Source organism: Flavonifractor sp. An306 (assembly GCF_002159455.1).
GTDB lineage: Bacteria > Bacillota > Clostridia > Oscillospirales > Oscillospiraceae > Flavonifractor.
In genome coordinates this window covers 1-15072 of the sequence record NZ_NFIQ01000080.1, presented here as the reverse complement: position 1 = coordinate 15072, position 15072 = coordinate 1, and the positions used below count along the sequence as shown (strand labels likewise).

Genomic DNA, 15072 nt, shown 5'->3' with positions numbered 1-15072 from the left:
ACGCCTCCAGTGTAAAGGAACTATTCAAATTGTAAATGGCTGTTTTCAGTTGACCAAAATTGGCGTTTTTCGCCTGACCCGGAATGGCGATTATCGCCTGACGCTAACACCGCAAATCGAAAAAACAGCCCTCATACGGCCGTATTTAGGTGGAAACAGGGTATAGCGCAGCCCTGTTTTGTCGTTCTGTAGTGTGAATTTAATTTTCTGTAAGTTTGCATAACATGAAATGGTAGGTAACACGAGGCACTCTGGCTCGTTGCCTGTCCAAAATATACTAGAAAGAAGGCAGATCTTATGTATGATGATATCCCTCTGATGCTCACAGTAGAAGAAGCCGGCAAGCTCCTCCACATTGGCCGCAACCGCATGTATGATATGGTTCATGACGGCCGCATCCTCCACATCAAAAACGGCAAGCGCATCCTGATCCCCCGCAATGCTGTGGTTGATTTCCTAACCTCTTACAGCAAGGATTGACGGGACGGGCGGTTGATTTTTTCAGCCGCCCGTACTATACTGCCACATGAATGGGTACTCCGCTCAATGCTCTGGAGGGAGGTTCTTGTGGCTTTGAGTCAACGATAAAGGAGTAATGAATATTATGAAACCCCGTCGCAAAGGAAACCGCTGGGAGATCACTTACCGTTGTCCCGGCTATTCTAAAAGCATTTCTGAACGCTTTGACACCTATGAGGAAGCGAAAGCGCGTATCGCTGAAATTGAGTATGAGAAGAAGATTGGTGAACTGCGTCCTCCCGTTAAGTCCCCTGGAAAAGATAGGTATATCGCAAAGAAGTATATCACACTCAGTGAGTACTTGGATGAGTATGTGCAGGTTTACGGCCTCAATCATTGGGGGGCCTCTTACCTCTCCAACAACCGGCATCGGATTGAACACTATATTAAACCATATATTGGTTCTATAATGCTCCGCGACCTGACCACCCACGATTTAGATGTATTCTATAATCGCCTGCTGGATGAGCCTGCTGTTGTCCTAAAGGGCCATAAGCAGACAGATAAAACTGTTACACCGTCTGTGATCCAGAAGATACATGTCCTGCTGCGCAGTGCGCTAAACCAGGCGATTGCTTGGGGGTATATCTCGCAAAATCCGGCGCAGTTCGCCAGTCCTCCCGAGTACATACCCGCAGAGCGTGTGGTTTGGTCGGAGGACGATGCAGCATCCGCTATTGAGCTCTGCAATGACCCGATTTTACGGCTGACCCTGCTCCTATCGATTGGCGGCTCACTTCGCATCGGCGAGGTCCTGGGGCTCACTTGGGATTGCGTTGATCTCTCAGATTCCATGCATCCTCAAATCAAAATCGACAAGGAACTAGCTCGGCTCAAGAAAGAAGACTTGGAAGATTTGAAGCGACGCGACCGCTCAAAGGTCAAGTTTGAGTTTCCTAATTGGAAGAAAAAGCCGTCTTCGACTGTCCTTGTCTTAAAGGATCCAAAAACGGAAAGCAGCAAACGCCGTATCTATCTGGCTCCCACTGTCGGCCAAGCACTGGCAGATATGAAAGCCGCACAGGTGCAGATAAAGGAACTTTGTGGAGAGGCCTATACTGACTACGGCCTTGTCATTGCTCAAGAAACCGGACGCCCTTATGAAAGAGGCCAAATCGCATATAAACTGGATACCTTTATTCAAAAAGTCGAGCTTCCATCTGTCGTCTTTCATAGCCTGCGGCATTTCAGCACAACGCTCAAGCTCCAGCTCAGCAACGGCGACATCAAAGCTGTCCAGGGGGATACTGGCCACGCACAGGCTCGGATGGTAACGGATCAATATGCGCACATCACCGACAGGAGTCGTCAGAACCTGGCTCAGCAGATGGAGAAAGAATTCTTCCATCGCTCCAATAGTTTAGATTCGCCCACACCCCCGTCCCAAGATGACAGCATACAGGCTGCTTTACAACTGATACAGGCAAATCCGGATTTGGCAAAGCTGATTATTGCGTTGAAGGGGGCTTCCGGCACATAACCCGTCTGGTTGGAAATGTTGGAAAGCTGTTGGAAAATCCACTTTTCCAGTCAAATGCCAGAAATAGTAAAAACCCGCTATCCCTTGCGGGACAGCGGGTTTCCGTGGAGCTGCTGGGCGGATTTGAACCGCCGACCTCATCCTTACCAACTGATTGGGAGCCTTCCAGCCCTTGATTTTCAACGCTTTCCGGCCATCTTTGCTCCAAAAGGATGAGGTCGAAGACACTCTTTGCTCCGTTGTCTGCGTCCGCTCCTTTCCCCGTGTGGGTCAGCGTGTGGGTCAAACACAGGAATCTCTGTTTCCAGAGTACACCGGATTTTCATTGCTCTTCCTGGGACCGTTCCCGGTCATAGGGAGACAAGTCCATAAACAGTTTTTTGCTGTCCTGTTCGGTCAGTTCCTGGTCCAGCACCGCAAGCAATTCCTCCTGTCTCGGCTGTCCCAGAGTCAGCCGGTACAGGGACAGCACCTTAATCAGACGTTGGTAGCGCAGCTTGTCCCGGCTGAGTGGATACAGAGGAACAATGCGCTCAATGGGAATGCGGGGCTGTCCTTCTTTTGTTGGAAGGCACCAGAAAGGCACCAGGTCGGAAAAATTCCCCTTTTTCTCCCGGCCGGCCCGCTCAAACATTCGCTCCCAGTCAAATTCTCCGCCATACTGCTGGGCAATGTTCTGCCGGACCGCCAGGCATTTGTACCGATTGACCCTCCCCTCTCTCTGCTCCAGATCAATGGGATTGGACGGCAGGTTCCAGTGCACCACTTTCCGGCAATAGGCGTGAAAATCCAGCCCCTCCTGGCCAATGGAGGTGGTGGCCAGCACAAAGGGACGGAAGGGCGAATTGAACGCCCGGCGAATATTATCGGTCCGGTTTACATGTTCCTCATCCCGCTTCGCGCTGAAATAACCCACCGCAAAGTGGGTGCGCATGCGGGCCCGATTCTTTTCCTGGTCGGGGAAGGATTCCCGGGTATCGATCTGCAGCGTAGCCGTATCAATAAAACCATCTGCCATGGCCTGCTTCAGTTCCGCCCCGGGCACCGCCAGCACATGGGCATACTCATCCAATACAGCCTGAAGATTGCCCTCTACACAGTAGCGGAACACCGTCTGATAATAGGCATCGTCACTCTTTCTTCCGTATAGAAGATCCAGGATAGCCGCGCTCTCCGCCTTGTTGAACAGGCTTACAAAGAGTCCCGCAATCTCCCCGGCAGTTTTTTGCACCTGGGATATCTCCGCCGATTGCCAGCTGCGCCTGAGCAGGCGGTAAGCACACACAGCTGGGGAAGCAATGGCCATATCGGTTAAAATGTCTGCCGCATCCGTTGGAATGGCAGACAGGGAAACCCCTTTCTCCGCTCCATCCAACGCGCGGATACAGGCAGCAAGGCTCTGGGCGCTGGCCGTCCCCCGCACCGGAATTCCTTTTTCTTTTCTGAGCATCTCCAGCCGCGCCTTTACCTTTTTGCCCACCTCCCGGCGTACATAGGCAATGTCTCTTCCCAAATATTCTTCCGGGCAATAGCACTCCGCCAGCTTGGGAGAGGGCAGGGTGACGATCGTTTCGCTCTCCTCCCGCAAACGGGTCACACCATAACGGCGCTCCTCCTTGGTAGCAAAATATCCCCGCCCCCATTTCAGGGATGCGTCATGGTACAGCTTCCCAATGGTGCGCCGCTCTGCCTCGTAGGAGAGCATCACGGAAAGCATCCGTGGCACCATTTCCCAGGAGGAAAACACCAGCACTTTGGAATAATTCCGATGTCTTGAAAATACACCACCGGTGTTGTAATAGGGATTAGAGGGTGGGATCCACAGCAGGTTCTCCGCCCCCTCCCGCTCCTGGTGAAAAGCCGTCTCAGCCAGCCGCTCCAGCTTGGCGTGCTCAAAGGGGATGGGGCGGTAATTCTGGATGGCGCTGCGCTTGAGCAGCAGGTGAGATGCAGAACGCCCCGCCGTGGCCGCGAAGTCAAAGCCGCGGGTGAAATGGGCCCTGAGCTGTTTCTTCAGCTGATAATTTTCCATAAACGACAGCAGATAGGGGGAGGATTTGACATATTCCATAGGGACATTCCGGATCCGGAGCAGATCCCCCCTTCCTCCCTGTGCCGCCACCCGATCCAGTAGGGACTGCATGGCGTCAAAGGAAAGAATATCTCCCTCAGAAACCGGAACTTCCCGGACCCCGCTGTCATCCAGGATTCCGGTATTGAAGCGCTCCGTCCGGCAGATTCCCTGGTAGAGCTGTTCCTCCGCCTCCGCCTTCCGGGCCATCAGAACGGTCAGCTTCTCTCCGGATACCTCACACAGAGCATGAGAGTACTGCTGCCACACGGTACGGAACTGCTCCCGCTGCTTTGGCCTATGGAACAGGAAGTCCATCACCTGCATGAACTCTCCATAGTGCTCCGCCCCCTCGTCCTGGGCGATCTCCTCCAGGGTGGCATAGGGCTTGTAGGGGGTGGCGGACAGCAGAAGAACTTTGGTTTGCCCGCTGCTTAAAAACTGCCGGGCCAGCATGGCCTCCTCACTGTCATCCTCCGGTGCGATAAGATCCCGGAATCGCTGAAATTCGTCCATGATGACCAGGTCCGGTTCCAGCCTGCTCAGGCTGATCTCCGCAAAGACCCGCCGCAGTCGGTTGATGAGAAACCTCTGCTCCCTTTGGTCGTCCAGCCGGGTGGTACAGCGCTGCTGGATCCGCTCCACCAGCCAGGGCGGGTCCTGCAGACGCCGCGCCAGCTCCTCCGCCATATCCTCCAGATAGCCGCTGCCATTTTTCCCGCATTCAGACACCTTTGTTTCATAATAATCCACATACCCCTGCCAGTGCCGTTCCGCTGTATAAGCCAGGAACTTCCGCAGCGGGCGACTGTATGCCTGAAACATCGGCAGGCGGCGCAGATGGGCGTACATCAGCGCCCGTTCCTCCTGATTTCCGCATCCGGAGGTCATGGTGAAGGAGGTGGCAGGGGTCAGCGGGATGAGCTGGGCGTATTCATGATCCCGGCCGGCGCTCTGGTACAGTTTCAGATGCTGCATGGAGAGGCGGCTCTCCGAAACCTTCAGCTGATCCTGAATACCCAGCTTGCTGGCGTTCTGGCTGGCGATATTCACATTGGAGCAGATATAAATGACTTTGAAGTGGTCGTCTCCCAGCTCCTCTTTGTGCCATTGGGCCACCTGTCGAACCACTTCCCTGGCCACGATAGTCTTGCCCAGGCCCACCTCGTCGGCAAGCAGGACACGGTTTTGCCCTCCGCGAAAGACCTGCACAATGCGGTCTGCTGTGGCCTGCTGAAAATCCTTTGGCTTCATTTGCGCCGCCTCCTTGCCGCCTGCTCAAACTGGGCATAGAGTTGGGTAAATTCCTCCCCCACCACTTCCGGCTCCAGCCGCCGCATCATATCCGCAATGCCCTTGAGCCGGTCCGGATCCTGATGAAAGGCCCGTAGCATAGCTTCATAAATGGCCGGTCCCTGATCAGACTCAGCATCTGTACCCTCTCCCCGCTGTCGGGTGCTCTCCTGCTCCAGTCCCACTCCCTCCAGGTCTTCGCCGCCGGACAGCACCATGGACACGTAGGTCAAGAATTTTGCCCTGGAGTCAATCACGCCCCGGTAGACAGCCTGGTCCCGCTCCTTTGGGATTCCCCTCGTTTCCAACTTGACCACCAGGGACTGTTCGCCCACGCGCAAAATGTAGAAGGCGCTGAGCTCCCGGAGCTGAAGTCCGGAAAAGATGACGTTGGGCGTCAGTGGCACCATCAGGTCTCGCCGCTGGAGAGGAGCGATCCGGACAATCTCTGCCAGCTTCAGGGGCGCCGACTCTACCTGCAGGTCAAAGTTCTCCCCGCTGCGCCGTACTGCCGCCCCTTTCAGGGCATAGACCGCCTCCTGCAGTACCTGCGCCGCCTGTTTCCGCTCTGAATCCTCTTCCGGCTGCTCCGGAATTCCGGTCAGCTCCTGGAAGGGGCAGCCGTCCTTCGGCAGGAACTCCTCGCAGAACAGATGAAACCCCATCTGATAGGGCTTATATTTCAGCCGCAGCAGACACTCCCCATTCCGGTAAAATCCATTGTGGGAGGCGTTGGCAGAACCGATGTAGAGATAATTTCCGTCCTCCATGGCGGCAAAATAAAGTTTGGCATGGATGTCCTGTTTCGCGCCAAACTCATTGTCACTGAGCACGTCTTTGGTGATGTAAACATGGTCAAAAGCCTCAAAAACTCTGGGCGTTACCGATGCCTTGCGGGTGATGAGCGTCTTGCGCCCGCGAAAATCAGTCAGCCGAGCCACTATATCGTCACTTAAAAAAGGGGAGGCCACAAACAGGTCCCGCTTTCGCTCCAGCAGGCCCGTATCCGTCCCGGGATAGCCGGGAATTCCCATGGGGAAAAAGGCATAGTCCTCAAAGGGATGCTCCACCTCAAAATCCGCCACCCGGCCGACCTCCTCCGCCAGTTCCAGTACGGCCTTCCGTTTGACTGTTGAGGCAAACTGGGCAGCATAGGCAAGCAGATCCGCCAGCGGCTTGTTTTTCTTCCGCCTTGCCCGCCCGGGTCTGCCCCGCAGGGCTACGCACAGATCCAGGCTGGTGTCGAAGGTCAGGTTCCGGCTGAGCACCAGCAGTTTCAGGTAGGTGTCCCCCTCGGGGCTGCTATATTTAAGTACCCAGAGTTTAGGATGAAAGCTGCTCTTATCCGGCCGTTTGACCTGAAACACGCTCTCCTCCAGCAGAGAGTAGACGCTCTGGATCCGCTCCGGCAGCTGGATGCTCCCGGCGTTGCAAAACAGAGCAATTTTCCCCGCGCTTTCCCGAATGGCCTCCAGCACATACAGGGGGCTGCGCATCTGCTCCTCATCGCCCTCTTCCAACAGTCCCAGGGAGATAGGGACCCCCAACAGCGCCTCCAGATCCAGGGAATAGGTCATGCCCACGGCAAAGTCCAGCCGGTACCCCACATCGGGCCGCAGCAGCTCTCCATAGCCGAGACGGTCCTTTGCCACATCAAACACGCCCTATCCCCCCAATCCGTTCAAAATATCCTGTACGATCACATTGGCCCGTCCAAAGCGGAAATCCAGCGGGTAGTCGTGGATGGGCCGCTCCTGGTTATAGCAATATTCATGGGGCTTGTGCAGCTTGGCCCGGTCCCCCTTGACCTGCCGCTCCCGGGCCGCCACCAGCTCGTCCAGCTCTCCCCACGCTTTTTGCTCTGCCAGTTCCAAAAATTGGGCACAGAACTGCCCCAGCGGTGCCGGACAGCTCACCCGGTTCAAAACAGGCTCCAGGGAAAAGGGCTCCCGGAAAAAGGCATTGTACCATTCGTGAAATCTTGCCTCCATCCCTTGATCGGTACCATTTGCGTAAACGACATTATAGCGCAGGTGCGCCCCGTAAATAAAACGGCGGAACTCCTTGGCCAGGCGATAATCCCGCCGGAGGCCCTCCTCCATTCCCTCTTCCGGGATCTCCTCAAAATCAGTGCACACCAGGTTCTTTTGCACCAGAAAATCCAGCAGGCTCCCCCTGGTATACGGGGAGCGGGCAATACATTCCGCCAAAAACTCCGCCTCCCGCCCAGTCAGAGAAATCTCCGCCGTTTCCAGCGGCCCTTCCGGGTGGATGGGCAGGAACAGCGCCTCCCCGGTGTCTCCAGCTGTTCGGTCGTCATAGGTATCCCCCTCTGTTTTCCGCTCCAGTGCCTGCCGCTGTTTAGCTCGCTGTACCGTAAGGGCACAGGCCATAGGAAGGGAGAGCTTGTCCCGGCGCACAACGCCCAGCGTCCGCAGGCCACTCCAGTAGATGGCTGACGGTTTCATCTTCACGGTGCGTTTTTGCTTTAGGGCGTTACTGCCGATGATTCCGGTCTCTCCCGAGTGGCTGTTCTCCACCAGGACAGGTACCAGCTTGTCCTCCTCCCCGTTCAGCCAGGTCAGGAATTCTTTGCCGCTGCGCAGCTTGCCCCGCTGTACCAGCCGCTCACCCTGAGCAAACAGGTAAGGGATGAGAACAAAATACTTGGCCCTGGTCTGTAAAGTAGAAATACCGGGAAATAACAACTCCGCATAGGCGTCCCGCACACTTCCAATGCCCAATTCATCCAGCGCGGTCTGATCGCCCAGCAGCCTGAGGGTGGATAAAATTCGATTACGCTCTCCCTGGGAGAAGTCAATAAATCCAATCTCCATCAGTGCTCACCCTTCGCCTCTTCCGGCCAGAAATGAAGCCAGTTCTCGCCCTGATACTGCTTGATCTGCTCTGACAGAGCGTGTACATAGTCCTCCGCGCTCTCTTCTTCCGCAAACCAGACATTGGCCTGTCCAAAGCCAAAGGACCGGGTCACTCTCTTTCGCGGCACCCACCAGCAGCGCCGGTTCCGCTCCCCTTCCGGCAGCAGCACACAGTCCCCGGCGTCCGCCAGCACGTTATAGATCTGCTCTTCCCAACCACCGTCCTCATAGTCAATGCGGATCCTATCATAGTTCCGCAGCACGGTGGCGTTCCGGTACCACCCCACTACCACCGCCTCGTTATGATGATGGGTAGCACACCAGACCACTAATACACCGTTTGCCTCATCCGCACTGCGGGACACCCCCTCCAGCCGCTCAATGTGCAGCTGATTACTCTTGCCGCCTGAGGTGCTTTTGGTCTCCACCATGCCAAAACAGAATTCACCCGTATCCGTTTTAAGAGGAGCAAAATTATACTGTTCTCCTGCATCTCCTGTCTGGGCAACATAGGCGCCACCAAATTTGGGCTCATCAACCCCCGGCACAATCCCCTTATAGTATTTCATCCGCGCAATGTTGCAAAATAAAATCCTCACTGCACTTCCTCCATCTCTATCCTCTTCTGCGCCTATGTGTTTTCCTATCATAGCAAATGAACTGTCCCATAATCCGGGCTTTCTGAAACAAGATCTTGTCTGCATTATAATCGTTCCCCTACTCCTTGTGAAGTGGTCCAGTCACTTCACTTCCAAATACAGGTTTTGGGGCCGAATAGTATTCCTTCTGATCCAGGCCCACAGTCCTCTGAACCACCCGCCTTGCCCCTTGTAAGCCGATGTGCGGCCTCTTTCCAGGCTGGACAAGCAATCCCTCCCCCCAACAGCTTTAACACAAATTTGGACCGTCTCTGCGCGAGGCAGAAAACAATCCTTTTCTTCTCGTCAATGTCTAAACCAAAAGAAGGGGTATAACAAAAATTGATATGCTAAACAAAGAATAAGGGCTCTGTCTCTCCATAGATTTGCGACGGCTTGGACCATTGTGGGTTCAGATTAATCCGCAGGGTAGGCAACGAAAAAAGGCAGGAGAGATCACACTATATCTCCCTGCAGTGCGGATAGAAGCTGGCAGTGGTGGGGAGGCAATTTTACCCACCCTTGGGTGGGGCAAGCAGAGCATTTGGCTTGCCGCGAGCGGCTGCCAAACGCCTTTTTGCGGGCAGAAGCCCGCACCCACTTTCCGCTGACCGCAGCTGTGCCTCTCCTCCGCACCGCAAGACCTGCGCCACAGAAAACAAAATGAGGGCTACACCCAAGCACCGTAATTGATAACTTTCTCTTAACTCTGCCCGTTTGCCCTGGCTATCCACAAAAATCTTTGGTATGTTGTCTTTCCCGGACAGGGAGCGGCAGCATACCAAATTTTTATGCGGAGGTGAAAGAGTATGGCAACCAGAACCAGAAACCAGGTAATCGCCTTCCGGGTAACCCCAGCCGAGAGGAGGCAGATCAGCGCAAAGATCAAGCGCTCTGGGCTGAGCCAACAGGAGTATCTGCTGGATGCAGCCCTGCATCATCCCATCTATGTGATGGAGGAGCTCAAGCCGATCCTCTCGGAACTGCGTGCCTGGGGTAAAAACCTGAACCAGCTGACTGCCCTGGCCCATCAGGGGCGAGTTCAGACTGTCTATCTGCAGGAGCTTACCGCGGCCCTGGGAAGGACCTATGAGGCGGTCAGCACACTGACGGAGAAATGTCCGGTGATTCATCACGGCAACCTGTAGCTTCATCAAGGAACGCAAGCAGACGGCTGGGAGCATGGGGCGGGTGATCCAGTATGTATCCCAGCCAAAGAAAACCATGGACGAAAAGGGCAACCGCTACCTGACGGGGGTCAACTGCGTGGCAGATGTGGCCATGCAGAGCTTCATGGCCACCAAACACCTCTACGGAAAAGACACAGGCACCTTCTTCTACCAGTACACCCAGTCCTTCTCCCCGGAAGAAGAGCTTACTCCCGCCCAGGCCCATGAGATCGGGCTGGAATTGGCGGAGCGATTCTTCCCCGGCTGTGAGGTCCTGGTGGCAACTCATGTGGACCGGGAGCACCTTCACTCCCATCTGGTGGTCAACTCCGTCCATCCGGATACCGGGAAGAAGCTCCATTTCACTCCCAGAACGCTGGAACAGATGCGGAAGGTCAGCGACCAGATCTGCATAGAACACGGCTTGACCACTCTCAAACCATACCAACAGGATCACCGGACCCGTGGCCTAAGAGCCGGGGAATACCGGGCCGCTATGCGGGGAGAGAGCTGGAAGTTTCAGCTCATCACCACAGTGGAGGCGGCCATGCGGCGAGCTGGCAGCCGGAAGGAATTCATACAGGAGATGAAGCGACGGGGCTACCAGGTGCGCTGGGAGGAACATCGAAAGCACATCACCTACACCACACCTACCGGAATGAAGTGCAGAGACGATAAGCTGCACGAGCTAAAGTTCAGAAAGGAGAATATGGAGCATGAGTTTAGAATACGAAACCAGGCAGCAAAACAGCGCCTTAACCGCACTCAAACAGCGGGCAGCACCGCCTGCTCTGACGGACCAGAAGCCCAATGTGTTGTACACCATGCCAGTACAGACCGTGGAGCGGCTGGAGGAGGTCCTGCAGCAGACCTTGGCATTACAGAAAACGATTCAGGCATCTATGGCAGCTCTGGCCACAAAAGAGAGCCTGGAGCCGCTGGCTACGGCGGAACAGCTCCATCAGTGGCTGGAGCAGACACAGGCTCTCAATCAGAAAACCCATCGGGCGATGGGAGAGATTCTCTCCGAAATGAGGGAGGAGCACAAACGGGATGGGAGGCAGAGAGACGAGTTTACCAGGGAGCTCTCCGAGATCCGGACAACCTTTCAGAAGGATACCCAGGAGGCAATTGCCTCGCTCCGCAAATGGATCCCTTTCATTATCATGAGTTCTGCGGCGGCGGCTGTGCCGGTGTGCATCCTGATGTGGCAGACGCTGACATAACGGATGAAGTGCTTCGGCTGCTCTCCAGGCTGGAAGGAAGTAACGATGACTATGTTCTGGATGCTACCACCAGACATAGCCGCGGAGACCGAAAAGCACTGGCGAAAGAACAAAGGAAAAAGATTGCTCTGGGGCATAAGGAAGATGACCACGAGCAGGGACAACAGATGATGTGACGCAGGGGCTCTGCACGCTCAAGTGCGGAGCCCTAAGCGTATTAAAAACTACATCGCTAATCAAAGAATAAGGGTGGAGAAAATAGTACGCCGTTAACAAAGATACCCGCAAAACCTTCTGCCAGGCAATTGTTACTGTTCTGATAACTCTGCTCATTCCCTATGGCTATCCATCGAGAAAGCTGGTATTGTGTGTTGCTGCAAAGGAGGCGACACACGATGAATGACTACATGACCGCTTTATACCAGCGGTTCTTCCAGGAGCCGGACTTCACAGAGCTGGAGGAAGAAATGGAACAGACCCGCCAGGAGGTGCGGGACTGTCTGGACAAGCTGCAGAGGCGTAAATTGATGCAACTGGTGGATGCACAGAACTTACTGCGGGAGAAAACCTCTCTGGCCAGTTTTATGGCAGGCTTTAAGCTGGCCTGGGGCATTGCGAAAGAACTGGAGACAGACGGTCTGTACTCTTTCGACTACGAACAAGAACAGCGGGCCTGCAAGGCATCAGAACAGGAGGTGAAGCCTCGTGGCAAAGAAACGGGCTAACGGAGAGGGCAGTATCAGAAAGCGGAAGGACGGACGTTGGGAAGGGCGATACACCGCCGGGTATGATGCCAAGACTGGCAAGCGGATCACCAAGAATGTGCTGGGCAAGACCCAGGCGGAGGTCAGGGAAAAGCTAAAAAAGGCTCTGGAGGAGTGCCAGGGGCTGGATGTGAGCCGCACCGAAGAATACACTGTAGCTGCATGGCTGCGCACTTGGTACGAGCTCTACGCCAAGCCCAATGTCCGCACTGCCACAGCCAACCGCTACCAGTTGATCATCGAGCAGTATACGGTTCCCCGTATCGGGAGCATTAAACTGAAAAAGCTGACCACACGGCACCTGCAGAAGCTCTACAAAGAGTTATTGGAGAGCGGCAGAATACACATCGGAAAGAATCAGAACAAAGGGTTGAGCACTACTACCGTCCACAGCGTCCACCTGATGCTCCACTGTGCTCTGGAGCGGGCGGTGAAGGAGCGGCTGATCTCCCGGAACCCCTGTGAGGACTGCATCGTCCCAAAACCCCGGAAGCTGGAGATGAAGATCCTGCCCCCGGAACACATGAAAGCCTATCTGGAGGCAGCGGAACACCGAGGCCTGCTCCCCATGTTTTACCTGGAGCTGGTCAGCGGCCTGCGGAAGGGAGAGCTGGTTGCCCTGCGGTGGGATGACTTAGATATTCAGCAGAGAACGATCTCCGTCAGCAAACAGTATGTCCGCAACCCGGACGGCTCTCTGGAACTGACCCGGCCCAAGACGGAGAACTCCGTGCGGCTGGTGTCTATTCCACAGACGGCAGTGGAGTTGCTGATTCAGGAACACGCCAAGCACCCGGACAGCCCCTACCTGTTCCCCTCGCCCCTCACCGGGGAGATGTACCACCCGGACAGTATGGTAAATCTCCACAAGAGAATCCTAAAAGATGCCGGGCTGGAACATCTCAGGTTCCACGATCTCCGGCACACCTTTGCCACTACAGCCCTACAAAATGGCGTGGATGTAAAGACGGTGTCCTCCATGCTGGGCCACTTCGATGCCGGGTTCACCCTGCGTACCTACACCCACGCCACCCGGCAGAAACAGGACGAAGCCGCCCAAACCATGGGGAACTTCATAGAGCAGATCATGTAAGGCAGAGAGAAAAAAGCCGGGCAGGAAGCACAAGGCTTCCTGTCCGGCCCTCTTGTGTCCGTTGTTTCCTTTCCGCGTGTGGGTCACGGTGTGGGTCAAGCCGCTGACCCACATTTTGACCCACATAGAAAAGCGAAAATTTGTAACAAAAAACACCTAAAATCCTCAGATTTCAGGTGTTTTCTGGAGCTGCTGGGCGGATTCGAACCGCCGACCTCATCCTTACCAAGGATGCGCTCTACCGACTGAGCTACAGCAGCATAATGGCGACGCGGAAGGGACTTGAACCCTCGACCTCCGGCGTGACAGGCCGGCGTTCTAACCAACTGAACTACCGCGCCATTTCTACTATCTCAAACAGTCTGACAACTGGAATCGTCTGGCAGGGGCAGAAGGATTCGAACCCTCGGCACTCGGTTTTGGAGACCGATGCTCTACCAGCTGAGCTATACCCCTAAATGGTGGGCCTTCACGGGCTCGAACCGTGGACCGGCCGGTTATGAGCCGGCTGCTCTAACCAACTGAGCTAAAGGCCCATACACCGTTCCACTGATTTGAAAAAGGGGGCTTGCCGTCACTCTTGTGGCGGCAAGCCACATTTTTGGCTCCCCCTGTTGGACTCGAACCAACGACCCTGCGGTTAACAGCCGCATGCTCTACCGACTGAGCTAAGGAGGAATATCAAAGGGCCCGGCCTGGTCGGGCCAGACCCTTTCGCTTTGTGTTGGCGTTACCTATCTTCCCGGTCCGTCTCCAGACAAGTATTTTCGGCGCAGGTGAGCTTAACTTCCGTGTTCGGGATGGAAACGGGTGGACCCTCACCGCAATCAACACCAACTTACTTTTCTTCGAAAAGAAAAGTAAGCAAAAGAAACTTTAACAACTTTCTTCTCCTTACCGTTCTTCTCAACAGTAAGTTATTATATTCATTTTTGCTCCTCTTGTCAAGAGGAAAAATGGTGACCCGTACGGGAATCGAACCCATGTTTGCGGCGTGAGAGGCCGCCGTCTTAACCGCTTGACCAACGGGCCATGTGGTGCGCCTTCACGGATTCGAACCGGGGACCCACTGATTAAGAGTCAGTTGCTCTACCAGCTGAGCTAAAGGCGCATCTGGATCAGTGCTTTGTCAGCACCCTCAAAACCGAACAATGCAGAATCCGTACCAGGCAAGCGCCTGCATTCATCATGTTAAGGTCAAGCCCTCGGCTTATTAGTATCGGTCAGCTGCATGCGTTACCGCACTTCCACCTCCGACCTATCAACGTCATAGTCTACGACGTGCCTTACTCCCGAAGGATGAGAGATCTAATCTTAGGGAGAGTTTCACGCTTAGATGCCTTCAGCGTTTATCTCGTCCGTACATAGCTACCCAGCTATGCCCTTGGCAGGACAACTGGTGCACCAGAGGTACGTCCATCCCGGTCCTCTCGTACTAAGGACAGCTCCCTTCAAATCTCTTACGCCCGCAACAGATAGGGACCGAACTGTCTCACGACGTTCTGAACCCAGCTCGCGTGCCACTTTAATCGGCGAACAGCCGAACCCTTGGGACCGAATTCAGCCCCAGGATGTGACGAGCCGACATCGAGGTGCCAAACCTCCCCGTCGCTGTGGACGCTTGGGGGAGATCAGCCTGTTATCCCCAGGGTAGCTTTTATCCGTTGAGCGACGGCACTTCCACTTGCATACCGCCGGATCACTAACTCCAACTTTCGTTACTGCTCGACCCGTCGGTCTCGCAGTTAGGCTCGTTTATGCGTTTACACTCACTGCACGGTTTCCGTCCGTGCTGAACGAACCTTTGAGCGCCTCCGTTACCTTTTAGGAGGCGACCGCCCCAGTCAAACTGCCCACCTAACAGTGTCCCCCGACCGGATTCACGGCCGCAGGTTAGAAACCCAGCAAATCAAGGGTGGTATCCCAAGGATGGCTCCACC

General features: G+C 54.9%; 10 protein-coding genes, 7 tRNA genes and 2 rRNA genes. 6 read left to right on the top strand and 13 right to left on the bottom strand.

What is annotated here, in order from left to right; genetic code table 11:
• The first annotated feature begins 297 nt into the window (after positions 1–297).
• Both B5F88_RS16110 and B5F88_RS16105 read left to right on the top strand, forming a co-directional pair.
• Positions 298–480: a helix-turn-helix domain-containing protein gene (locus B5F88_RS16110; protein WP_087348120.1), complete on the top strand. Its 183-nt coding sequence runs from the start codon at positions 298–300 to the stop codon at positions 478–480.
• Between the two features lie 124 nt (positions 481–604).
• A complete protein-coding gene (locus B5F88_RS16105; protein WP_162612218.1) occupies positions 605–1999 on the top strand; it encodes a site-specific integrase in 1395 nt (464 codons plus the stop codon).
• 322 nt (positions 2000–2321) lie between these two features.
• Here the strand turns inward: B5F88_RS16105 and B5F88_RS16100 are convergent, their stop codons facing one another.
• From B5F88_RS16100 to B5F88_RS16085, 4 genes are read right to left on the bottom strand one after another with little or no spacing between them, the layout of a single operon-like run.
• On the bottom strand, positions 2322–5324 hold the full coding sequence (locus tag B5F88_RS16100; RefSeq protein WP_087348116.1) for a helicase-related protein: 3003 nt from the start codon (positions 5322–5324) through the stop codon (positions 2322–2324).
• Positions 5321–7024, bottom strand: a complete 1704-nt coding sequence (locus B5F88_RS16095; protein WP_087348114.1) for a hypothetical protein — start codon at positions 7022–7024, stop codon at positions 5321–5323. Before B5F88_RS16095 ends, B5F88_RS16100 begins: the two co-directional genes overlap by 4 nt.
• 3 nt (positions 7025–7027) lie before the next feature.
• Positions 7028–8200, bottom strand: a complete 1173-nt coding sequence (locus tag B5F88_RS16090) for a DUF6361 family protein (protein ID WP_087348112.1) — start codon at positions 8198–8200, stop codon at positions 7028–7030.
• Positions 8200–8673, bottom strand: coding sequence for a hypothetical protein (locus tag B5F88_RS16085; RefSeq protein ID WP_242959841.1), 474 nt, complete (start codon positions 8671–8673; stop codon positions 8200–8202). Before B5F88_RS16085 ends, B5F88_RS16090 begins: the two co-directional genes overlap by 1 nt.
• A gap of 1016 nt (positions 8674–9689) precedes the next feature.
• On the opposite strand from B5F88_RS16085, the gene B5F88_RS16080 reads away from it, so the two are divergent.
• The 4 genes from B5F88_RS16080 (at position 9690) to B5F88_RS16065 (ending at position 13132) form a co-directional block, all read left to right on the top strand.
• On the top strand, positions 9690–10028 hold the full coding sequence (locus B5F88_RS16080; RefSeq protein ID WP_087348108.1) for a plasmid mobilization relaxosome protein MobC: 339 nt from the start codon (positions 9690–9692) through the stop codon (positions 10026–10028).
• A gap of 43 nt (positions 10029–10071) precedes the next feature.
• On the top strand, positions 10072–11451 hold the full coding sequence (locus B5F88_RS16075; RefSeq protein ID WP_162612217.1) for a relaxase/mobilization nuclease domain-containing protein: 1380 nt from the start codon (positions 10072–10074) through the stop codon (positions 11449–11451).
• Between the two features lie 219 nt (positions 11452–11670).
• Positions 11671–12000 carry a hypothetical protein gene (locus B5F88_RS16070; RefSeq protein ID WP_087348104.1) on the top strand — a complete coding sequence of 110 codons (330 nt, stop codon included), beginning with the start codon at positions 11671–11673 and terminating at the stop codon, positions 11998–12000.
• Complete coding sequence (locus tag B5F88_RS16065; RefSeq protein WP_087348102.1) at positions 11981–13132, top strand: tyrosine-type recombinase/integrase; 1152 nt, start codon at positions 11981–11983, stop codon at positions 13130–13132. The genes B5F88_RS16070 and B5F88_RS16065 overlap by 20 nt, the downstream gene beginning before the upstream one ends.
• A gap of 184 nt (positions 13133–13316) precedes the next feature.
• Here B5F88_RS16065 and B5F88_RS16060 read toward each other — a convergent pair.
• From B5F88_RS16060 to B5F88_RS16020, 9 genes are all read right to left on the bottom strand, one after another.
• Positions 13317–13392: transfer RNA gene (locus B5F88_RS16060), tRNA-Thr, on the bottom strand.
• A 4-nt stretch (positions 13393–13396) separates the two neighbouring features.
• A tRNA-Asp gene (locus tag B5F88_RS16055) sits at positions 13397–13473 on the bottom strand.
• A 39-nt stretch (positions 13474–13512) separates the two neighbouring features.
• Positions 13513–13588: transfer RNA gene (locus B5F88_RS16050), tRNA-Trp, on the bottom strand.
• A 3-nt stretch (positions 13589–13591) separates the two neighbouring features.
• Positions 13592–13668, bottom strand: a tRNA-Ile gene (locus B5F88_RS16045).
• 66 nt (positions 13669–13734) lie between these two features.
• Positions 13735–13810 (bottom strand) — tRNA-Asn (locus B5F88_RS16040).
• Positions 13811–13854: 44 nt separating this feature from the next.
• Positions 13855–13970: ribosomal RNA gene (rrf, locus tag B5F88_RS16035) — 5S ribosomal RNA — on the bottom strand.
• Between the two features lie 119 nt (positions 13971–14089).
• Positions 14090–14164: transfer RNA gene (locus tag B5F88_RS16030), tRNA-Glu, on the bottom strand.
• A gap of 3 nt (positions 14165–14167) precedes the next feature.
• Positions 14168–14243: transfer RNA gene (locus tag B5F88_RS16025), tRNA-Lys, on the bottom strand.
• A gap of 82 nt (positions 14244–14325) precedes the next feature.
• Positions 14326–15072 (bottom strand): 23S ribosomal RNA (locus tag B5F88_RS16020); the annotation flags it as partial.